This window comes from Duganella sp. FT27W (genome assembly GCF_009295655.1).
GTDB lineage: Bacteria > Pseudomonadota > Gammaproteobacteria > Burkholderiales > Burkholderiaceae_D > Rugamonas > Rugamonas zoogloeoides.
In genome coordinates, this window is record NZ_WHIV01000003.1 from 105,978 (window position 1) to 126,323 (window position 20,346).

The following is a 20,346-nucleotide window of genomic DNA, read 5'->3' on the forward strand; positions in this document are numbered from 1 at the left end:
CTATACTTTTGACACCATTGTCAATTTAAAGGAATCGCCATGTCGCAGGATCTGATACTCGATGGTCGTGACAGCTCGGCCAAGACCACCGCCTGGTGGCTGTACATCGTGCATGCCGTGAGCTTCATCTTTTCGCTGGGCCTGTTCTCGGTGATTCCGCTGGTGATCAATTATGCGCAACGCCCCGGCACCACCGGCACCTTCGTGCACAGCCACCACACGTGGATGATCCGCTCGTTCTGGTGGTACGTGGTGTGGGTGGCCGTCGGTGCGCTGGCGTTCATCACCATTATCGGCATTCCGCTGGCGTACCTGATCTGGCTCGGCGCCTGGCTGTGGAAAGCCTACCGCCTGATCGCTGGCTTCATGCGCCTCAGCAACAACGAAGTGGCGGCCGTCTAACGCCCGACCAGCTGCAGCGCCTGGCGCAGGCCTTCGACGATCACGCCGTAGGCCTGGCGCCGCGCCGCTTCATCGGGCGCGCGCAATACGTATGACGGGTGATAGACGGTGACCACCCAGCGTCCGTCGTGCTGTACCGGCGCCGGGTGGCCATCGTTCATCATCGACGTCATGGTGGCCGAGCCGTCCTGCAGCAGCGATTTCAGCGCGGTGCTGCCCAGCGCCACCACCACTTGCGGCTGCACCCGCTTCAGTTCCTCTTCCAGCCACAGGTGGCACGCAGCCACCTCGCGCTGCGCCGGCGTCTTGTGCAGGCGCCGTTTACCGCGCGGCTCCCACTTGAAATGCTTGACGGCGTTGGTGAGATAAATGCTGTCGCGGTCCACCCCGGCCTCCTGCATCGCCTGTTGCAGCACCGCACCGGCCGGCCCCACGAAAGGCAAGCCCTGCAAATCTTCCTGGTCGCCCGGCTGCTCGCCGACGAGCATGATGCGCGCCTGTGCCGGTCCCACGCCAGCCACGGCCTGGGTGGCGTTTTCCCATAGTGCGCAGCGGCGGCACTGGTCGAGCGACGTGGGTACCTCGCGCTGCGGCTGCGCGCGTTCCGGGGCGATCGGGATGCTGGTGGCGCCGCCGCGCTGGCCCACGGTGCCGGTCTGGCCGGTGCGGCGCTCGCCGTTGTTGGCGGCGGTGACCATGGCCGGCACGATCGCGCCTTCCGGTAAATTCTTCCAGAACCGCGACGGGATATGGCTGCGCAGCAGGTCGGCATTCACGCGCGCCGGGTTGAAGATGCTGCGGTAATAGGTGAGCCATAGCGCCTCACCGGCGTCCTCGATATCGGCTGCGGTGCGCAGCAGCGACGGCGCTTCGATCAATTTCTCGCCGTCCCACAGGATGGCCTGGGCGGGTGTGGCGATCATCCAGGTAATGGGCCCCATGCGGCGGGCGAAGTGGCGCGCCACCTGCGGCAGTACGTTGTGGGTGGGTTCGAACCAGGCCACGAAGCGCGGCGCACCATCTTCTTCCTTGCGCTCGCGGAAGCGCACGTAGGCATGCATGTCGTGCTGCTCGCGGTGCACGGCTTTGACCATCGCGTACAGGCGGGCGCCGTCCGCATCGGCCGGCGACACCACATCGCGCTCGCCCAAATGCCAGCGCCAGATCACCTTGTATAAAAACGACCAGCGGTCGAGCGCATTGAAGCAGGCGGCGTCCTCGATCATGTCCATCAGCTGGCGCGGGAGGCGCAACTCGGTACCCGGCGGCGGCGCAGCCTTGAGCGCCGCGGCGCCGGCCTGGGAGCCGAAGCCGGAGAACAGGTCGCCGTCTTCCGGCTCGCTGGCCCACTCCACGTACTCGGGCGCGATGCTGCGCGCCACCAGGTCGCGGGCGGCCGTGCGCCATTCGGCAAACGTCTGGACCACCCGCCGCGTCATGCCGCTTGCAGCTCCGGCCACAGGTTCATCTGCTGGGCCGGCACGGCCATCGCCCGGCGCAGGTGCTCGGACGGTCCGGCATCGTTGACCGGGATGTAATCGGCCGTGATGATGAACGGCGAAATCTTCTTCATGCTGCACTTCAAACGCGTAAGGTCGGCATAGCGCACCTGGCGCAAGCGGCGCAGATCGACAATGCGCTGGGCGTTGCGCAGGCCGATGCCGGGAATGCGGGCAATCATGTGCGGTTCGGCGCGATTCAGGTCCATCGGGAAGTGTTCGCGGTTTTCCAGCGCCCAGGCCAGCTTGGGGTCGATGTCCAGCGCCAGGTTGCCCGTCTTGGGCAGCAGTTCATCGACCTGGAAGCCGTAGCTGCGCAATAAAAAGTCGGCCTGGTACAGGCGGTGCTCGCGCATCATGGGCGGGGGTGCAAGCGGCACACTTTTCGGGCTTTGCGGGATGGGGCTGAAAGCCGAGTAGTACACGCGTTTGAGCTTGTAGCTGCCGTACAGGGTTTCGGCGGTTTTCAGGATTTGCTGGTCGTCGCTGGCATCGGCACCCACGATCATTTGCGTGCTCTGGCCGGCCGGCGCGAAGCGCGGCGACTTCGGTTCCTCGGCCTTTTCGTCAAGCTTGCGGCGGATCGAGCCCATGGCCAGCTTGATGGTATGCACGCTCTTTTCCGGCGCGAGCTTTTGCACGCTGTCCTGGGTGGGCAGCTCGATGTTGACACTGAGGCGGTCCGCGTAGCGGCCGGCGGCGGCGATCAGCGCCGGATCGGCATCGGGGATCGTCTTCAAATGAATGTAGCCACGGAACTGGTGCACCTCGCGCAGCTCGCGGGCGATCTGCACCAGCTGTTCCATCGTGTAGTCGGCCGACTGGATGATGCCGGAACTGAGAAACAGGCCGTCGATGTAGTTACGCAGGTAGAAATCCTTGGTGAGCTTGACCACCTCGGCCACCGTAAACCGTGCGCGCGGCACATTGGACGTGCGGCGGTTGACGCAATACTGGCAGTCGTACAGGCAGTAATTGGTCAGCAGGATCTTGAGCAGCGAAACGCAGCGCCCGTCCGGCGTGTAGCTATGGCAGATGCCCATGCCAGTGGTGGCGCCAAAGCCATCCTTGCCCACCGAATGGCGCTTGGGCGCCCCGCTGCTGGCGCACGAGGCGTCGTACTTGGCCGCGTCGGCCAGGATTTCCAGTTTGTCCGTCAGTTCCACGTCCCACCTCGTCTCGATATACTGTGTATGCATACAGTATACCAGAACGAATCAGGCAAGCAGCGTCTTCAATGCATCGACCAGTGCCGCGCATTCGGCATCCGTACCAATCGAGATACGCAGGAACTGGTCGATGCGCGCCTGCTTGAAGTGGCGGACCAGGATCGCCCGTTCGCGCAAGCCGGCGGCAATCGTCACCGCGTCGTGCTGCGGATGGCGCACGAAGATGAAATTGGCGCGCGAAGGCAGCACGTCGAAGCCCAGCGCCAGCATCTCGGCGGTGAGCCACGCGCGCGTGGCGATGACCGCGCGCGCCGTCTGCTGCGCGTAGTCGACGTCGTCCAGCGAGGCGACCGCGCCGGCCTGCGCCACCTGCCCTAGCGGGTAGCAGTTAAAACTGTTCTTTACGCGCTCCAGGCCCGCGATCAGGTCCGGGTGCCCGACCGCAAAGCCCACCCGCAGGCCGGCCAGCGAGTGCGATTTCGAGAGCGTCTGGATCACCAGCAGGTTGTCGTAGCGGTCCACCAGTGCGCTGGCGCTTTCGCCGCCGAAGTCCACGTAGGCTTCATCGACCACTACTACCTGGTCCGCGTGCGCCAGCAACAGCGCCTCGATCTGCGCCAGCGACAGCGCGATGCCGGTCGGTGCATTGGGGTTGGCAATGATGATGGCGCCGCACGGTGCGTTGTAATGTTCGACGTCGATCTCGAAGCGGTCATTCAACGGCACCTGCACGGCCGTGATGCCATACAGGCTGCAATACGTGGCGTAAAAACTGTAGCTGATGTCGGGGCACAGCAGCGGCAGTTCGTGCTTGAGCAGCGCGTGGAAGGTGTGAGCCAGTACTTCGTCCGAACTGTTACCGACAAAAACCTGCTCGCGCCGCACGCCCAGGCGCCGCGCCACGGCATCCTTGACCGCCAGGTTGGCCGGATCGGGATAGCGGCGCAGGTCGTCGGCCACGGCGGCCTGCATGGCAGCGACGGCCTTCGGCGACGGGCCGTACGGGTTTTCGTTGGTGTTCAACTTGATCAGGCCGGGCATGCGTACCTGCTCGCCCGGCGTGTACGGCGTCAGGCCATGGACTACTTTGCTCCAGAAACGACTCATTTCATCAACTCCAATGCTTGTTCAATATCGGCGATCAGGTCATCGGCGCTTTCCAGGCCGATGTTAAAGCGCACCAGGATGCCCTGGTCGCCCCAGTTCTTGCGCATGTGCGCGATGCGGTACGGGACTGCCAGGCTGTTGGCGCCGCCCCAGCTGTAACCGATGCCGAACAGCTGCAAGGCATCGACAAAGCGGTCGGTCTGTTCTTCCGAGTAGCGCGCGTCGAACAGCACCGAGAACAGGCCGCCGGCGCCGGTAAAGTCGCGCTGCCAGGTATCGTGGCCCGGGCAGTCGGGCAGCGCGGGATGCAGCACGCGGGTGATCTCGGGACGGGTTTTGAGCCACGCCGCCACCTTGCGCGCGGACTTGTCGTGGGCCTCGAAACGCAGGCGCATGGTGGGCAGGCCGCGCAGCACCAGGTAGGCGTCGTCCGCACCCACGCCGAGACCCAGGCGCATATGGGCCAGGCTCAGACGGTCGTGGATGGCGCGGTCGCGCGTGATGACGGCGCCCATCAGCACATCCGAGCCGCCGGACTGGTACTTGGTCAGGGCCTGCATGACGATGTCGGCGCCGTGCTCGAAACCGTTGAAGGCCAGGCCCGCAGCCCAGGTGTTGTCCAGCGCGACCAGCACGCCGCGCGCATGGGCGGCCGCGCAGATGGCCGGCAAATCCGGCACTTCCATCGACACCGAACCAGGTGCCTCGGACCAGATCAGTTTTGTATTGGGCAGTATCAGCTCGGCGATGCCGGCGCCGACCAGCGGGTCGTAGTAGCGCGCGGTGATGCCGAAATCGGCCTGCAGCCAGCGCCCCAGTTCGCGATTGGGGTTGTAGACGTTATCGGGCAACAGCACATCATCGCCGGTCTTGAGCAGCGCAAAATCGACCATGGCAATCGCCGCCAGGCCGCTGGGCGCCAGCAGGCATTGGGCGCCGCCCTCGATTTCGGCCAGCCGCGCTTCGAGCGTAAACGTGGTGGGCGTGCCGTGCAGGCCGTAGGTATAGGCGTTCTTGTCCTTCCACTCGCCCGAGCGCAGCGCAGCCACGTTTTCGAACAGCACCGTGGAGGCGTGGTGGATCGCGGTGGGGAACGCGCTGAAGCCTGCGGGAGGACGGTAGTCGGAGTGGATCAGGGCGGTCTGCGGGGATTTTTTGGTGGTCATCAAAGGAACAAGCGAATAAAAAAAGGCGGAACATCGATCATATCGATGCTCCGCCCGTATTATAGCCGCCCCGCAGCAGCTTATTGCGCCTCGCCCCACAGGTCATGCGCATCGGAAGTCGTGATGCGCACATCGACGAACTGGCCCACGACCAGCTTCTTGTGCGGCTCGTACGGTGGCTTCACGTACACCACGCCGTCGATTTCCGGTGCATCGGCTGCCGAACGGCCAACACCACCGGTGCGATTGACTTCATCGATCAGTACGCGCACGGTCTTGCCGACCTTGGCCTTCAGGCGGTTCTTCGAGATTTCTTCCTGCAGCAGCATCACGCGGCCACGGCGTTCTTCGCGCACTTCTTCCGGCACCGGGTTGGCCAGTTCGTTGGCGGTAGCGCCTTCCACCGGCGAGTAGGCGAAGCAGCCGAGGCGGTCGATCTGGGCCTCCTTGAGGAAGTCGAGCAGGTACTGGAACTCTTCTTCGGTCTCGCCCGGGAAGCCGGCGATGAAGGTCGAGCGGATGGTCAGGTCCGGGTTCATCTTGCGCCACGCCAGGATGCGATCGAGGTTTTTCTCGCCGCTGGCCGGACGCTTCATGCGCTTCAACACGTCGGGATGCGCGTGCTGCATCGGGATGTCGAGGTATGGCAGCACGTGCTCGCCCATCATTGGAATGACCTGGTCCACGTGCGGGTAAGGGTACACGTAGTGCATGCGCACCCAGGCGCCATGCGACTTGGCCAGCTCGCCTAGCGCTTCCATCAGCTGCGTCATGTGGGTCTTGATCGGGCGGCCGTTCCAGAAGCCGGTGCGGAATTTGACGTCAACGCCGTAGGCCGAGGTATCCTGCGAAATCACCAGCAGTTCCTTGACGCCCGACTTGAACAGGTTTTCCGCTTCCAGCAGCAGCTCGCCGATCGGGCGCGACACCAGGTCGCCGCGCATCGACGGGATGATGCAGAACGAGCAGCGGTGGTTGCAGCCCTCGGAGATTTTCAGGTACGCGTAGTGCTTCGGCGTGAGCTTGATGCCTTGCGGCGGCAGCAGGTCGATGAACGGCTCGTGCGGCTTGGGCAGGTGGAAGTGGACCGAGTCCATCACTTCGGCCAGCGCGTGCGGGCCGGTCACGGCCAGCACCTTCGGGTGCACCTTCATGATGATATCGTCGCCGGCGGCGTCTTTTTTCGCACCGAGGCAGCCGGTCACGATGACCTTACCGTTTTCGGCCAGCGCTTCGCCGATGGCGTCGAGCGACTCCTGCACGGCTGCATCGATGAAGCCGCAGGTGTTGACGATCACCAGGTCGGCGCCGTCATAGGACTTGGCAGTCTCGTAGCCCTCGGCGCGCAGCTGGGTCAGGATTTGTTCGGAATCGACCAGCGCCTTGGGGCAGCCGAGCGAGACAAAGCCGACTTTGGGCGCCGCACCGGTAATGGTGGTGGCTGCTGCAGGCTTGGTGATACGGGAAAGTGGTTGCGATTGCATGTTGGGTGTCATGAAGATGCCGGGCAATCGGGCATTATACCCGATCGCCCTTGCTGCGGAGAAGCCCTCACCACCGCGCATGCCGAATCGATGTTGGATCCATGCTCATCTGTATATCTTTCCGTACTGCAAGATGGTATCGTGATGCCTTGTCGGAATTCACGATTGGACCTTCCATGGCAGTTATTGTTGGCATCGTTATCGCGCTGGGCGCGATATTTGGCGGCTTTGCGCTCGAGGGCGGCCACCTGGCGCCCCTGTTCCAGCCCTACGAATTCCTGATGATTGCCGGCGGCGCACTGGGCGCTTTCGTGATCGCCAACGATGGCAAGTCGCGCCAGGCCGTGTACGACGCCGTGCCCACCCTGTTCCAGACCGCGCGCCAGACCCGCGCCCTCTACGTGGACCTGATGAGCCTGATGTTCGAGCTGCTGACCAAGGCCCGCCGCGAAGGCCTGATGGCCATCGAGAATGAGATCGACAACCCGCAGAGCAGCCCGATCTTCCTGAAATTCCCGCTGGTGATGGCCGATCCCCACCTGGTGGAATTCATCACCGATTACCTGCGCCTGATCATCAACGGCAATATCGACATTTACCAGATCGAAAACCTGATGGACAACGAAATCGACGTCCACCACCAGGACGGCGAACTTGCGATCAACGCCATCCACAAGGTGGCTGAAGCGCTGCCCGCCTTCGGCATTGTTGCCGCCGTGATGGGCGTGGTCCACACCATGGCCTCGGTCGGCCTGCCCCCGGCCGAACTGGGCAACCTGATCGCAGCCGCCCTCGTGGGCACCTTCCTCGGCATCCTGCTGGCCTACGGCGTGTTCGGCCCGATCGCCAGCCTGCTCGAGCGCAAGCTGCAGGAATCGACCGGCGTGCTCCAGTGCATAAAAGTCACCATCATCGCCAGCCTGAACGGCTACGCGCCGTCGCTGGCGGTGGAGTTCGGGCGCAAGGTGATTTCAGCTAAACAGCGGCCGTCGTTTGCGGAGCTGGAATCGATTTTGCGGCCGGGTAAGCGCTGAATCGGAATCTGCCTATTTTGACGCCTGCCGTGAATCTCATGATACGGGGGCGTATAATCGATGCTCATTCCAACAGGAGAGCGTCATGGCAAAAATGGCCTTCTCTCGCAGCGACGTCATCGCCATTAATCGCAGGATGGTCGCTAAACCTGCATCGCAACAAGAAGCTAGAAACGGCCCGGTCTTTCCCACACTTTCGCGGTCACCTTCCTCACCGATTGCAGCGAAATTAATGCGGGAAGTCGGCGTTTCCAGTAAAAAAATGTCCGAGGCGTATCGCTTTGCGCGGTCAGCAGTGATCAAGGCCGAGTGATATGGGGGCAAGATCACAACCTTTTCACCAGGATGAGATAACGCCGAGAAGAAAGTCCAAGTTATTCATTGCATTTCAATTTACAAAGAACGGCCAAGAATCTTCTCTACTTAGGCCAATTCCCACTGACCATTAAAATATTTATCAAAGACAAATACGGTCATCGTGTGAAAAGCAATACCAATCCCCCAGAACAACGTCAAACCAATAAACCAGAGGTGCTCAGGTGTGGTGAGTAGGTTAATGGCAAGGCAAATGATATTAACAGCGAAATACATCAGCAAATGCAAATAACAATCACGAATACGTCTTGCTCTTTTAAAATCTATCCGTTCATTATTGGATAGAGAATTGGCGCTTTCAATAGTCATAGTTACGTCCTTGGTTAATGTTGAAAAATCAACTTCGAAGACCGCAGCAATTGACTTTAGTGACTCCATACTGCCCTGGTGGCCGGACTCTATCCTTTGAACGGTGCGAGCGCTTAAGCCACTAGCATCTGCCAGTTGCTGTTGCGACCAACCTCGTTTGAGGCGCATTTTTTGAATCGACATATTTATCTCCTTCTGCGGAGCGTCTAGTATGACCGGTCCGTGTCCACTCACAACGACAGCCATACGACACTATCACGACATGCATGTCACAGAGGTACGTCAAGACTCAACGAACTGAGACAGCTGCTTTGGGCCGTTCTCGGCCGCTCGGGCTAGCAGAGCATGTTGCGGTTGCTAAAACATCACGGCCTGAGCCTACACGCCGATGTCGCCCCAAAGCGGACCCTCACCAGTCGATCTCGTAATAAAAATATTCCCTTGAATGAGATAAGATGTAACGGTCATGTGGACGAAACGCCTCAAAAAAGTTTCAAAAAATATCATAAAATGATCAAAATTACAGCCCGCTATTTCACCGTTTGCGCAAGTTCACGTAACTCTCTAATTATTTTATTACGGCCACGAGTGTATTCGCCCGGGGCGCTAAATTTTGGAGCGAAAACATCGATGGCGTAATTCAACTCAGCCGCAGACGGCAAACCAGAAACACGATCTTTCAACTCTTTTCTATATGGAGCAAATCGAGTTGCATAATCCACTAATTGCGGAAGGGTAATATTGTATTTGACGATATCATCAAATAAATTTTGAGTCATTGCATCATGGGTTTCACTTTCCGGGTAAAAGAATAGAAGAAACTCTTTTAAGGTATCCAAATTCAAATCCAGCGCTGAGTCAAACTTTCCTTCGCTGGATACTTTTATTGCAATTTCATGGCGATACGCATTCACATCCGCTACTAAATTTTGAAATTGATCATCAGCTTCTTCTACTTTCGCAGATAGAAGAAAGAGTTTTCTCTGAAGATCACTAGGAACTTGAACATTCGACTTATATTGAAGTTTATGCTCAATTTCAGCCCATGCATGCATAAGGATAGTTCGTATCTGGACCTCAACTGTAACATCACCTAATCCGCGATAATTCGGCGTACTCAACCAAGATCCCGGCGTTCTGAGCAAAAGATGATGCGATCTATAGCCAAATTCATTAGACTTAAGCAAGTCGGATTTATCGGAGCTCTCAAGAATATTGAATTCCTCTGATAAAATCTCTCGAACCAATATCACGTCCTTTGGGAAATACAATATAACTCTAATCCCTACAAAATCTGTTGCCTGAGAGAAGGGAGAGTCATATCGTTTTTTTTCGATTTTTTCTTTAAATGACTCAAATGATTTAACCCTTGATAATACAGCAAGATATGCAATTCCTTTTTCTTTAATCAATAGCGCTATTGCGTCTTGAATATTATTCGAAGCACGTATGTAAGTAGGTAGTCTTTTATCGTACTCTATGCGCAACTCGGCACTGTTCATATAACGCTCTTTTTAATAGAATTTCACGGGGTAAAACTGAATAATTATAACAAACTCAACCCTCATCGAAAGGGCTCGCTTCATTAGATTAGGTATTAAAAATTGGATTTTTCAACAGAACATCCCCGTTCAAGTTGATCGCGGTTTTGAGTAGACATGTAGCCTTCTCGTGGACATGAATTCATCTAAATTTCTTCTATTACGACTGGCTGGTGACGGTAGCTCTCGGCCGGTCGCGCCAGCATAGCATGTTGCCGGCGTGAAAATATCACGTCTCGTGCAGAATTGCCGTTTTCGCCTCAAAGGGGACCATCGGCGCAACTGGGTAGCCTACTTTCAAGCATGGTTGCCGCCGGAAATATATCACCAAAAACTGACTGAGCCGTGCTCACGTAGGTCATGTCTTATCTCGCGAATTATAGGATCGTCATGAAGCATTGGCATATGGTTGATAAGTTGTTCCAAGTACGCTTGTCCATTTAGCCCAGTTCGATCCAACAGCAGATAGACCGCTAGAAGAGCAGCATCAAAATTATTATCAATTAAGCGCTTCGCTGCAGACTCTAATTTTTTGTCAATTTCAGGGTCTTCAAGTAATAACATATAAATGTTTTGCCCCATCCCGCCGCGCTCCCACTCCTCTGCGGGAACGAGTGCTATGAACTTTAAAACTTCATTTTCACTCCATCTCAGATGTGGTCTTACTCGATCCTTTACTTGCGCTGGGAACCATTTTTTGTTTCCCCAAAAAATATCTGGATGTGGGGGGTTAAGTGCGCAAGTGCAACTACACCGATCTCGAAGACAGAGGGATCCAACTGGAAAAGCATATACCGCAGTCCAAAAAAAAGACGAGGATCTGCTCGCCCTAGGATGAAGCAGTCCATGATTCCGTGGTGTTGGGCTTCCGTAGATCCGTCGCACAGTTGAGCTAAAGGATGTCGCCTAAAACCGACATTAGTACTTTTTACCGACGCAGTGAATTCACCTCGCAGGCTGGCAAACGATAAAACTGCTTTCCCATCGACAGGAATATATGAGCCAGGTGGCCCACTCAATCCAAGTATATATTGCGTGATGTTCACCCATCGGAACAAGCGATCATCGGGATCGTACACGATTCCTATCATCGGAACTGTCGATTCGCTCCAGTATTCGAAATCTGCCTTGCTTAGTGGAATTCTATAATCACCACCGTGACGATACGATATGCCTGATTTGATTTGCACCCCGGCTCAGATAGAAGAAGCAGATACCTCGTCGCCAAGATCGACGTGCGCATCCTTTCCATAATCGTTTTCAAGCGAAATCTCGACGAAAACACAGCCATATTTTTCGAAGAAGGCACGCGCAGCATTCACTCCTTCACGTTCCATTTTCCGATTACTGCGATGGTGTTTATTAAATTTACAAGTATTCCTTTGGAACGTTCACATAGGTTGATTCGCTACTGCGTTATGGAGGGATGCCGCACTACTTCACGTTTTTTGGTGACTTCTCCGAAAGTCTAACGCCCAGCGCCGTATACGCGGTTTTTGGCACGTCTCCTGCCACTCTCAACGCTCGCATTGCGCGCTTGATCTGTCCCTGCGACATTGGAATACTCGGACGTACGTCGCGCTCCTCCATCGGTATCTCCCAATATTTCTTATACATCTCCCGATGTTAACTATTGCGTGCAAAGACAAGACGCCGACTGCTTGAACCACTGCGGTCATTCCTACCCATCTAAGAAGTTGCATTCGTTCTCCCGTGAATCTGACCGGCTGCTACTGGCCGTTCTCGGACGGTCGCGTCAGCACAGCATGTTGCCGTTGCGAAAAATCACGGCCTCCCCGAACATGCCGTTGTCGCCCCAAATCGCAAGTTCGAATATTATCGAATTCGCGCTATTTCGGATATTCCTATTTATTGCAAATCCACCACGAAGCAGGCGCTGCGGACAATAGATTACTTCGCAGCAGTGCAGTGTCCGGAGTATTGAAGGTTAGAGCTAATAACTAAAAATTCACCATTGCGGCGGTCGATGGAAATATCTGGACTGTAAAGTCCTGGAGTTTTTAGCACGCCCACTATTTTTTTGGATCGAAAAGAGCCACGATATATTGTAAACCAAACACCAGCTTTATCATCTAATAAATCGATGAGGTCCTGAGGTAAGCGAATACGGACGGCTTTGCCCGACATTTCGACATGCATAACACCACTCAATGGATGTAAAACTAAAGATTTACCTGTGTTAATCTCGTGTCCTTCCGCCATATGCTTATTCCACTCTTCCAAATGCTCCGGAGGCACTGGGTCATCACCTTCCCTGAAAATTCCATTTTTACGTTATGCCGGCCAAAATCCGAACTCATACTAGGCGTGAGCCAGAGTAAAGATATCAAAAAAACGGCGACGTTTATAATCATAAGGGATATGCGACGTTGCATTTTCCAATCAATCGAATTCGTTAGCAAGGTCTGCTCCTGGCCGTTCTCGGGCCGGTCGCGCCAGCATAGCATGCTGTCGTTGCGATAAATCATGGTCTGCCCCGACACGCCGTTGTCGCCCTTAAGCCGACCTTCCACGCAACAAAGGCCAGCTGCGACGAGGAATATGATCGCACGGAGCTGCACAACTACCCACTTTGGTTCATTGTTTTCCATTGCTCCCCTTGCTCGAAGAGGCTTTCACATCGTGCTACCCAAGTCAGAGGACACCAGGCAAGCTTATATACGATGGTATGGGTTTTGCGATTCTGAAATATCGATCGACTTAGCAAGATTCCAGTCAATTTCGTCTCGAATAGCTTCGATCAATGCCGGAGATGCTGGTTTCTCATTAGAGAGTTTGGAGACTAAATTCCTCAGATTGCGTATCGAGCTGTCGAGCGGAATGTTTAATAGTTCATTGATGCGAGCAAGCCGGTAGCGATGCTCCACAGCGCTTGGGAACAGGTCTCCTCGTGTGACAAGTTGCGCCATAAGTCTCTCGACAGAGTCTTGGGGGCGGTGGACGAAGTGGAAGCCACGTTTTAGCCCCAATAACTCCGCACATATTTCGCGCGATAGCACCGCTCGTTCGTACACTGAACTCAAATTTTTAGCTAGTAGATCCAACGCAACCTTGACGGTTGCCATTCGGTCTCCCCCTCCTAAGCGAAGCTTTCTAGATATTCGCAAAATCGCGATAGTACACCGAAGCTGAGATAGCTCATCGTGCGATTTCTTGGAGGCGCTACGAGCTGAGGTCCAAAATTGACGTGATTCTTGCCATTCGTGCCTTCCCTCTAGTAACTGGGCCGCGACCATAAATATTTCACAGCGAACTTCGGCTGTGCTTGCAGCCCTTTTGTGGAGTAAGCGACGAGCGCCGTTAAGCAGGTCTCTATGCCGGCCTGCTAGGAATAAACCCTGTGCGTAAATGTCTCCAAGTGCTCCATTAAGGTTCATACCGATATCATCTAAACGAGCAATTAGTCCTGGAATGTCTTCCTCGGCCTGAAGTTGTTTATTTGCGCTTATTCGGAATTCTTTTAGGTCATTGTCTGTATAAGCAAGATCAACAGATGCGACAGTATTGCTAAATGCCGTGATACTTGCACGATGCGCCGATCCAGCTCTGATCCGTAAAAAAGCCTGCGCCTGTGCTGAAAACTCATTGCGAACACGCCGTAGTTCCGTTTCTGCACCATCCACCCAACGACTCTCGAGTATTTGAGTGTCTTGATTCAGGCGTAGACGGTGATACAGTTCTTCTACGCGAGCGAGTCGACCTTGCTGTCTGACATAATATGCAACCGCTTGCTCGTTGACGGCACGAAAAGTTGCACTGTCGATTGAGCGATCAAGATTGTTCAGCATCGTCAACCTTACGTCCTGCCTGTGCCACAGAGCGCCTGGATCGTTATTTTTCTCGTCGAATAGCTGTCCTTCTTTCTTCGCAGCTGCGATTAGCTGAGCAGGAGTGGTCACGGTCAAGTCCAAGCCGCAGGCGCTCGCAAGCACTTGTTCAATGATATCTGGCGTTATCCGGCGCAATAAGAGCCCGGGTATTGCCACCTTTTTCAGCTGCTCATTTCTGACTCGTCGTAATAGGCGGTCATATAGTGCTGCCTGGATCAATTCTGGGGACTGTTCCGCCACGTGTCCCCATTCTCTAACCATGCGATCAGACGGGTCATGTTCAATCAAACTTGCCGCAAGTCGCAATGCCAATGGCGTGTTACCTACCGATTGTCGCACTTCGCTTAACACAGAGCTGCTGACTTTTAAGCCTAATAATTCAACACGGGTTCTCAGATAGGTATCAGCCTCCGGCGCTGTCAGCCCAACAAGTTTAATGTGAGGCTCGACAGGAGAGAATGTTTCGCCAAAAAAAGTTCGCGAAGCGTAGATGATCATGACAACTGCGCCGGCTTCTTCTAGCAGATCAATTGCACGTGAGCATGCTCCCGCTGCGGTATCGTCAAACCCTAATACTTGTTCATAGCTATCAACGAAAACAACAATTCGAGGAGGACGAGGATTCGTGTTAAACAGCGCTACGAGCCCTCTTGTGATATAGCGCTCCAACCCCCTGCTTTCACTTAAGAGTTTGTCTGAGCCTGAGGCAACTCCATTGGTTGCTCGGCGAGCGCTTTCCAAAAGGTCATTAAATTCATCGCTGTCTTGGTTAGCGTGCCAAAATCCAGATTGAAGCAAAAATTCGTGCAAAATTGTTATTAATCGTGCCTGGTGAAAAGCGACTCTGTCAAAGTCGATATGGAACACAGCGTTCGGTACGATGTGCTCATTTAGAGGCTCTGGGATTAATAGATCGGCGATAAATCGACAGACTAAGAGCGACTTGCCTATCCCGCCTGGGCCTTCAATGCGTGCTGTTATTCTATGATCCGCCAGACCATTGAATAGTTTATGTAGACGCCCTAGCTCACTTGCTCGTCCAACAAAGCGATTCAGATCTGCACCGCCCAAATTTTGCAGAAAGTCGAGTTTTTTGAGATCTTGCAACAATTCTTCTTCGGAGTACGGCGAGTGGATTCCTACAGCTAGTGCCCAGCGATTAGCGTTAAGAATACTAGTCAGCGCTTCGCGGTTCTGACTATCAACTGAGGCTGCGCGATCTTCCAGAAGCGTTTGGAAATCACTTTCTATACGCGTCATCTTTCTTGGCGAGAATGTTTTTAAAACGCTTAACGCTCGACGAGCGCCCAGCTTGGCAAGTAACTCGAGGCGCAGGTCATTGGGCAATCCAAATGCATCATCACCGCCACCATCTTCCATTGGTTTACTAAGCGTTTGTAATTCCAATGCTGCGCCTATGGCCTGGACTTGTTCCCGTTCGTCCGCGTTTGGAAATCGCTCGAGCCACTTCTCAAGAAGTTCCTTTGGGCGAAATGTTTCGCTCACTGCAGCTTCAGCAAACAGTGGTGGCAATCCGTTTTTCTGCGAATTATCGTGTGAATTTTTATTCATGCCTTTATATCAATACGCAAGTTAGTAATTGCCTGACCAATAAGAAAACAAGCATCACCCGGGCTTTTCCCGGCAACGGCATTAACCATGTCATTAATACGTGATCTTAAATCTGCAGCATTGAGAGGATCAGTTCCCAGATTATTGATTTCGTTCGCAGTATGATAAACCTCCTGATGTAGAAACTCGCTCAACGTTTCAACATCAATCACGCGATGATCGTCGACTATACCCCAATTTAGATTAGCTCCCAAGAGAAAAATCTCACAGTTACTGAGCTCGTGGCGAATTCTTTTCTCCGCCATAGCTCGTATGAAATGCTTAATTTCCGGGGCTACTTCTTCCTTGTCGATACTGTCGAAGACGAGATAAATTTTTCCCCGATTTTGCTTGAGCTCCCAAGCGGTTGTAATTTCGTCCGCGTAGCGTGCGGCTAACGTCTCGGGAGTGCATCCTATTGATGTCGTTTTAAGTTGGCCTAAGCCAAGCCTATCTGCAAGAACTTGAGCAATAAAGGGTAAGTTCTGTAACCTCATAGCATAGCTATCGAGGTCAATGAGAACAGGGCGCCACCCTTGCGTTTTGCGGGCCACATGGCTGATTAGAAGCCAAGAATGGCTTCGCCCTGTACGACGAGGACCATCGATAAGCGTGACTCCAGTTAGCAATCCTGCACAGATGTCACTGAGCTTCCTGCGAAGTATAGACCTGTTCACAATTGGTTTGCGTTCGATCAGCGAGTCGTTCCACGGAGGCCCTGCTGCCACTGCTGGTTGCGCTGAAGTGAGTCGTTCTACTGTCTGTTTTAAGATCGGAGTTTCCGAGCGTGCCGGAAATTCATTGATCAATGCGTTGATAGCTGGCACTAAGTACTGAGTGTTCTGTTGTAACCAACGAATAAATTCAAAGGTAATCAAAGGCATCGCGTTGACTGATGATGAGAATGTCGCGATCGGCATTAATGCATTTTTCAATAAAAACGTATCAAAGCCTTGCTGATCAAAAGCCGTAGCTGCGCCAACGATAGCGTCCCGTTCTGGTATCAATAATTCCATAAAAATTTATAAAACGACTTGTTTGGATGCTGCATGGGCGATAATAAGGGACAAAGGTATAGAATTGTTGTAGGGGTCCAAAACCTTTGTTTTATCGAAGCCGCCTTGATGAATTGCAACTAGGTTGAGGTCGGTGTCGAACACCGGCGCACCTGACGAGCCACGTAATGTTGAAACCGAATGACGTAGACGACTTCCAGATGTGGCTACCGCCATACCGAAGTCGATTTTCATCGGCTTCGCCTCTGGGTGCTGGAGTATTACTAATGGTGCATTCACTGCTGGTGTCTTACAACTAGGATTAATTCGCACGTGCCCTCGTAGATCTCCTCCAGTAACAATAGGTGCGGTACCAATGTCGTACTCAAGCTCAAGGACGGCATAATCCAATAGTTCAACGTCCATTGCAACACCATCAGGTATCAAATCATTAGGATCAATAGTGCTATGTACGAGAACGCCCTTTATAGTCACTTCTTGAAGTGAAACGAGATGCCCCCCACTCGACTTTTTGTAGCCGAAGATGCACTTACAGCCTTTACCGACACTTAGGTCTTGTGCGACATGTCCACTGATAACATGAAAGCTTGTTAGAACCCTCTTATCGCCAATAAGTACACCGGTTCCCGAACTGTTCGGCGTCTCAATTCTACATACGGCGTTTTCCCTTATTTGTAATTGAGTACGAAAATCGGTGACATCTTGGAACGTAGAAGCATTGTCTCTTACGAAAACCTCCAGGTCCGTCCGCGAAATATCAATAACCTTCAACTCATCGGAAACCCGAGTAAAGTCAGCTTCTTTCACGCGGGCTTCTCGTAGAGCAGCGACTAGATCTTCTGCGATGGAGTAACGATTGAAATATCTGGTGACGTCAGTAATTTGCTCCTGGAGTCCAACGTTTCCAGCGAACTCTTCCAGTGAAAGTCCGAATCGCTCCACTAATAGACGGTCCAACTCCGCGCGGTTGAAAGTTCTCTCAACAGCCCTGTGAATTCGTCCAAATTGGTCGCCCGTTAGTTGCATATTTTTGTTAGCCTACATGAGGTTTGGTGGTAATTGAAAACACTGTAGTCTCGTAACGCCATGATTGAAACACCTTGAAGATATGTCTAACTACAGCAGATTAAAGTGTTTGCTTACGACTTCGCTGCATTTTGATTAGAAGTTTGATACCATATTGACGATGGCCCACTAATTCTTGGGGCTATCGGTGTCTGCAGCTGCCCAGTACCCTACCCACGTCTCACTCCCCCCGGGTGGCGAACCTGCGAATCGCACGCCTGCGTCAACTACACGTGAGTCAGATGCCAGGGCTGCCGATGGTACGCCGTAGTTCATTTGATGGTATTGGCCACCAAAATGAAGCCCAAGTACCTCACCTGTGCCCAGATGGATGATTGCGGAGCCGGAATTGCCGCCTAATGTAGAGCAATCGTGGCCGGCTGCTAGAACCGTTTTGCCAAGGCTCATAACTTCGATGGCGCCATGCAGCTCACCTGGTTGAAGACGCTTAATGCCATATTTATTCGAGAAGAGAGCGTTCTGTACATCTGACGGATTACGGATATCGGATGCTGGATATCCGACGACGCAAATTTCGTCGCCCACTAAGTTTCGCGCATCAGCTGTTCCAAGAGACAAGGCTTGTCTCTTGGGGGGCAATCCCTCAACCTCTAGTAGTGCCATATCCCAATAGGGATGAATCATTCTGACTTGCTTGACCTTGAGTGTTTCTTCTTCCGGTTGTTTGAATTCCCTCTTGAAATTGATGCCTGCCTTAGTATCCGGATGAAACGTCAGATTTTTGTCGCCGATGCCATGAGCGAAGATTTGGGCAACATGCCTGTTGGTCATGATCAGACCGTCACCAACAACGAATCCGGTCCCCCCATATGGGCGTGTTTTATGACCCGGGAGTTCGATTCGACCAACTGAAGGAAGTATAGCTTCGATGCGATTTCGGATAACGTCGTCGGCGGTCAAGTGGGCCCATCGAGTATCTGATAAGACGAAGCTATCGTTAATAATGTCCACCACCGGGCGAAGTTTCTCGTTGATGATCGCCTCTAAACCTGAGTACTGTACGGCAGAAATTGGTTTGTCCATTAAGAGTGCCCGAACGTCGTCTGCCAACTGATCTGGTTGGACGGCAGTGGGCATCATTTCTAAGCCACTCATAGACGTTCCCGCCTTATTTGATTCCAGCGATGCTATTAATGCGTCTAGTCCCCCCGTATTGCGAGTCACCGCTTGGAGGTATGCTTTTAGCTGTTCTTGATTTTTTTCGTTCATGTCGTGGGCTAGCTCGTTAGTGCGTAAACGGCAACTTTTAAAGAGTTGTTACTGCGGATGCAGTAATGAATATAAGGTTGCAGAACGGAACTTATTTACTGTACCAGTAAGTTAGCAATGTAAGTCTCACCAATTGTCACACTTGGGGAATTGATGTGCAGGAGCCAGCTGTTCAACTGGCGCGAGCTTGAACGCGAAGGCGCGGGCACTTTTCAGGTTCGAGCGCTGCAGCCAGTGCATCGCGGTGATTTGATGGTAGGTCCAGCCATTAGAATTTTTACGCATGCCCCCACATCACTGCCTTGACTGCTTTGACGCCTTCAGCCAGTGCCGTCCGCACAGTTTTTGGCTGGGTGCGCATTTCTTCGCGCCGCACCTCGTCCATGGCGGTGTTGGCCAGCCCGATGAAATGAAAACGGTCATAGCTGATTTGGGCTTTCGGCAGACTCTCGGCCACGCCTTTGGCATAGGCCGCGCTCATGTCCATGCAGACATGCTTGATATTGTCAGCGAAGCCCCCATGTGACATCAGTTCTTGCTTGAAGGCGGCAGCAGCAAATGGCCTACAACACCATTTATGAAACGCTGACTGCCGATCCCAACGACTTGGTGGGCGCCTTGGCCTACATTAGCTACAAGCAGCAAAAAGTTGAGTTCTGCAAAGCCACCTCCGGTGGTAGCCCCAGCCGCGAGGAAATCGAGCGGTTTCATGCGATCGCATCTCCTCGCTGCGCTGGTACTTGGTTATAAATTTATCGGCGAGGTTCAACAACATGCCGAAATCAAGGCCGGTGTCGGCACTTCCAAAACTCCTGGCGATCCCGCACCAAATACCAATAGCCGTTAATAAGACAAAAACGGCACAGTAGCCAACGCCACTGTGCCGTTCAGATTCCACTAAAGCGAAAGATTACTTCTTATCGGTTGGCGGTACCACCGGGCCGAACGGGAAGGTGCCGAACAGGCTCTTGCTCTGGTTCTGCATTTGCTCCTGCATCTGCACGAACAGGCTCTTGCTCTGGTCGATGTAGTTGTTCATCATGCCTTGCATCATCGGGCCCTGGACGTTCATGAACTGGGTCCACATTTCCGGGCTAAACGCTTTGCCGTCGATGGCGCCGGGGGTGGTGCCGGTGAATTTGCGCTGGATGTCGGTGAAGGCCTGGACGTTCTTTTCCAGGTACGAACCCATCATGCCCTGCATGGCGTGGCCGTAGAAGCGGATGATCTGCGACAGCACGTCGCTCGAGAACATCGGCGCGCCGCTCGCTTCTTCTTCCAGAATGATTTGCAGGAGAATGCTACGGCTCAGATCTTCGTTGGTCTTGGCATCGACCACGGTGAATACTTCGTTATCGAGCACCAGCTGCTTGACGTCCGACAGCGTGATGTAGGAACTGGTCTGGGTATCGTACAGACGACGATTCGGGTATTTTTTGATCAGGCGGTCAGCATTTTTTTTCGCACTACTCATCACAAGTCCGTTT

General features: G+C 53.8%; 20 protein-coding genes and 1 pseudogene. 4 read left to right on the top strand and 17 right to left on the bottom strand.

The annotated features are described in order from the left end of the window. Positions 1–39 precede the first annotated feature (39 nt). Positions 40–402, top strand: coding sequence for a hypothetical protein (locus tag F8197_RS12285; protein WP_152882131.1), 363 nt, complete (start codon positions 40–42; stop codon positions 400–402). Here the strand turns inward: F8197_RS12285 and F8197_RS12290 are convergent. From F8197_RS12290 to rimO, 5 genes are all read right to left on the bottom strand, one after another. Further along, positions 399–1,841 carry a UdgX family uracil-DNA binding protein gene (locus tag F8197_RS12290; protein ID WP_152882845.1) on the bottom strand — a complete coding sequence of 481 codons (1,443 nt, stop codon included), beginning with the start codon at positions 1,839–1,841 and terminating at the stop codon, positions 399–401. The genes F8197_RS12285 and F8197_RS12290 overlap by 4 nt on opposite strands. Next, positions 1,838–3,067, bottom strand: a complete 1,230-nt coding sequence (locus F8197_RS12295) for a putative DNA modification/repair radical SAM protein (RefSeq protein ID WP_373996899.1) — start codon at positions 3,065–3,067, stop codon at positions 1,838–1,840. The genes F8197_RS12290 and F8197_RS12295 overlap by 4 nt, the downstream gene beginning before the upstream one ends. A gap of 51 nt (positions 3,068–3,118) precedes the next feature. Next, positions 3,119–4,177 (bottom strand): histidinol-phosphate transaminase, encoded by a 1,059-nt coding sequence (gene hisC / locus F8197_RS12300; RefSeq protein WP_152882133.1) that lies wholly within the window; start codon positions 4,175–4,177, stop codon positions 3,119–3,121. Then, entirely contained in the window at positions 4,174–5,343 is a 1,170-nt protein-coding gene (locus F8197_RS12305) for a cystathionine beta-lyase (RefSeq protein WP_152882134.1), read from the bottom strand. Before F8197_RS12305 ends, hisC begins: the two co-directional genes overlap by 4 nt. 80 nt (positions 5,344–5,423) lie before the next feature. Next, a complete protein-coding gene (gene rimO / locus F8197_RS12310; RefSeq protein WP_152882135.1) occupies positions 5,424–6,827 on the bottom strand; it encodes a 30S ribosomal protein S12 methylthiotransferase RimO in 1,404 nt (467 codons plus the stop codon). A 176-nt stretch (positions 6,828–7,003) separates the two neighbouring features. Here rimO and motA point away from each other — a divergent pair, with 176 nt between their 5' ends. Both motA and F8197_RS12320 read left to right on the top strand, forming a co-directional pair. Beyond that, positions 7,004–7,861, top strand: a complete 858-nt coding sequence (gene motA / locus F8197_RS12315; protein WP_056148316.1) for a flagellar motor stator protein MotA — start codon at positions 7,004–7,006, stop codon at positions 7,859–7,861. Between the two features lie 85 nt (positions 7,862–7,946). Then, positions 7,947–8,174 (top strand): hypothetical protein, encoded by a 228-nt coding sequence (locus F8197_RS12320; protein ID WP_152882136.1) that lies wholly within the window; start codon positions 7,947–7,949, stop codon positions 8,172–8,174. A 110-nt stretch (positions 8,175–8,284) separates the two neighbouring features. Here F8197_RS12320 and F8197_RS12325 read toward each other — a convergent pair whose 3' ends face one another. The 11 genes and pseudogenes from F8197_RS12325 to F8197_RS12370 all read right to left on the bottom strand — a co-directional run. Next, a complete protein-coding gene (locus tag F8197_RS12325) occupies positions 8,285–8,728 on the bottom strand; it encodes a 2TM domain-containing protein (RefSeq protein WP_193333416.1) in 444 nt (147 codons plus the stop codon). A 347-nt stretch (positions 8,729–9,075) separates the two neighbouring features. After that, the gene (locus tag F8197_RS12330) at positions 9,076–10,047 is read right to left on the bottom strand and encodes a GTP pyrophosphokinase family protein (RefSeq protein ID WP_152882138.1); all 972 of its coding nucleotides are present in this window, start codon (positions 10,045–10,047) and stop codon (positions 9,076–9,078) included. Positions 10,048–10,410: 363 nt separating this feature from the next. Beyond that, entirely contained in the window at positions 10,411–10,650 is a 240-nt protein-coding gene (locus F8197_RS12335; RefSeq protein ID WP_152882139.1) for a hypothetical protein, read from the bottom strand. Positions 10,651–10,760: 110 nt separating this feature from the next. Next, the gene (locus F8197_RS29455) at positions 10,761–11,276 is read right to left on the bottom strand and encodes a DUF4365 domain-containing protein (protein ID WP_373996858.1); all 516 of its coding nucleotides are present in this window, start codon (positions 11,274–11,276) and stop codon (positions 10,761–10,763) included. Positions 11,277–11,282: 6 nt separating this feature from the next. After that, positions 11,283–11,423 (bottom strand): hypothetical protein, encoded by a 141-nt coding sequence (locus F8197_RS28575; protein ID WP_193333417.1) that lies wholly within the window; start codon positions 11,421–11,423, stop codon positions 11,283–11,285. A gap of 574 nt (positions 11,424–11,997) precedes the next feature. Further along, the gene (locus tag F8197_RS12345) at positions 11,998–12,309 is read right to left on the bottom strand and encodes a hypothetical protein (RefSeq protein WP_152882140.1); all 312 of its coding nucleotides are present in this window, start codon (positions 12,307–12,309) and stop codon (positions 11,998–12,000) included. 452 nt (positions 12,310–12,761) lie between these two features. Continuing rightward, the gene (locus tag F8197_RS12350; protein WP_152882141.1) at positions 12,762–15,509 is read right to left on the bottom strand and encodes a hypothetical protein; all 2,748 of its coding nucleotides are present in this window, start codon (positions 15,507–15,509) and stop codon (positions 12,762–12,764) included. Then, complete coding sequence (locus tag F8197_RS12355; RefSeq protein ID WP_152882142.1) at positions 15,506–16,564, bottom strand: hypothetical protein; 1,059 nt, start codon at positions 16,562–16,564, stop codon at positions 15,506–15,508. The genes F8197_RS12350 and F8197_RS12355 overlap by 4 nt, the downstream gene beginning before the upstream one ends. Positions 16,565–16,570: 6 nt before the next feature. After that, positions 16,571–17,590 carry a serine protease gene (locus tag F8197_RS12360; RefSeq protein WP_152882143.1) on the bottom strand — a complete coding sequence of 340 codons (1,020 nt, stop codon included), beginning with the start codon at positions 17,588–17,590 and terminating at the stop codon, positions 16,571–16,573. A gap of 168 nt (positions 17,591–17,758) precedes the next feature. Further along, the gene (locus F8197_RS12365) at positions 17,759–18,859 is read right to left on the bottom strand and encodes a serine protease (RefSeq protein WP_152882144.1); all 1,101 of its coding nucleotides are present in this window, start codon (positions 18,857–18,859) and stop codon (positions 17,759–17,761) included. A gap of 180 nt (positions 18,860–19,039) precedes the next feature. Continuing rightward, positions 19,040–19,403, bottom strand: a pseudogene (locus F8197_RS12370) (transposase); the annotation flags it as partial. A gap of 14 nt (positions 19,404–19,417) precedes the next feature. Between F8197_RS12370 and F8197_RS12375 the strand changes: the two are divergent. Continuing rightward, positions 19,418–19,609: a hypothetical protein gene (locus tag F8197_RS12375; RefSeq protein ID WP_152882145.1), complete on the top strand. Its 192-nt coding sequence runs from the start codon at positions 19,418–19,420 to the stop codon at positions 19,607–19,609. 160 nt (positions 19,610–19,769) lie between these two features. Here the strand turns inward: F8197_RS12375 and phaR are convergent, their stop codons facing one another. After that, positions 19,770–20,333, bottom strand: a complete 564-nt coding sequence (gene phaR / locus F8197_RS12380) for a polyhydroxyalkanoate synthesis repressor PhaR (protein ID WP_152882146.1) — start codon at positions 20,331–20,333, stop codon at positions 19,770–19,772. Positions 20,334–20,346 lie beyond the last annotated feature (13 nt).

Excerpts from the sequence above, each read along its gene's own strand:
- F8197_RS12285 (WP_152882131.1), top strand. The coding sequence starts at position 40 with ATGTCGCAGGATCTGATACTCGATGGTCGTGACAGCTCGGCCAAGACC.
- F8197_RS12290 (WP_152882845.1), bottom strand. The coding sequence starts at position 1,841 with ATGACGCGGCGGGTGGTCCAGACGTTTGCCGAATGGCGCACGGCCGCC.
- hisC (WP_152882133.1), bottom strand. The coding sequence starts at position 4,177 with ATGAGTCGTTTCTGGAGCAAAGTAGTCCATGGCCTGACGCCGTACACG.
- F8197_RS12305 (WP_152882134.1), bottom strand. The coding sequence starts at position 5,343 with ATGACCACCAAAAAATCCCCGCAGACCGCCCTGATCCACTCCGACTAC.
- rimO (WP_152882135.1), bottom strand. The coding sequence starts at position 6,827 with ATGCAATCGCAACCACTTTCCCGTATCACCAAGCCTGCAGCAGCCACC.
- motA (WP_056148316.1), top strand. The coding sequence starts at position 7,004 with ATGGCAGTTATTGTTGGCATCGTTATCGCGCTGGGCGCGATATTTGGC.
- F8197_RS12320 (WP_152882136.1), top strand. The coding sequence starts at position 7,947 with ATGGCAAAAATGGCCTTCTCTCGCAGCGACGTCATCGCCATTAATCGC.
- F8197_RS12325 (WP_193333416.1), bottom strand. The coding sequence starts at position 8,728 with ATGTCGATTCAAAAAATGCGCCTCAAACGAGGTTGGTCGCAACAGCAA.
- F8197_RS12330 (WP_152882138.1), bottom strand. The coding sequence starts at position 10,047 with ATGAACAGTGCCGAGTTGCGCATAGAGTACGATAAAAGACTACCTACT.
- F8197_RS12335 (WP_152882139.1), bottom strand. The coding sequence starts at position 10,650 with ATGTTATTACTTGAAGACCCTGAAATTGACAAAAAATTAGAGTCTGCA.
- F8197_RS28575 (WP_193333417.1), bottom strand. The coding sequence starts at position 11,423 with ATGGAACGTGAAGGAGTGAATGCTGCGCGTGCCTTCTTCGAAAAATAT.
- F8197_RS12345 (WP_152882140.1), bottom strand. The coding sequence starts at position 12,309 with ATGGCGGAAGGACACGAGATTAACACAGGTAAATCTTTAGTTTTACAT.
- F8197_RS12350 (WP_152882141.1), bottom strand. The coding sequence starts at position 15,509 with ATGAATAAAAATTCACACGATAATTCGCAGAAAAACGGATTGCCACCA.
- F8197_RS12355 (WP_152882142.1), bottom strand. The coding sequence starts at position 16,564 with ATGGAATTATTGATACCAGAACGGGACGCTATCGTTGGCGCAGCTACG.
- F8197_RS12360 (WP_152882143.1), bottom strand. The coding sequence starts at position 17,590 with ATGCAACTAACGGGCGACCAATTTGGACGAATTCACAGGGCTGTTGAG.
- F8197_RS12365 (WP_152882144.1), bottom strand. The coding sequence starts at position 18,859 with ATGAACGAAAAAAATCAAGAACAGCTAAAAGCATACCTCCAAGCGGTG.
- F8197_RS12375 (WP_152882145.1), top strand. The coding sequence starts at position 19,418 with ATGGCCTACAACACCATTTATGAAACGCTGACTGCCGATCCCAACGAC.
- phaR (WP_152882146.1), bottom strand. The coding sequence starts at position 20,333 with ATGAGTAGTGCGAAAAAAAATGCTGACCGCCTGATCAAAAAATACCCG.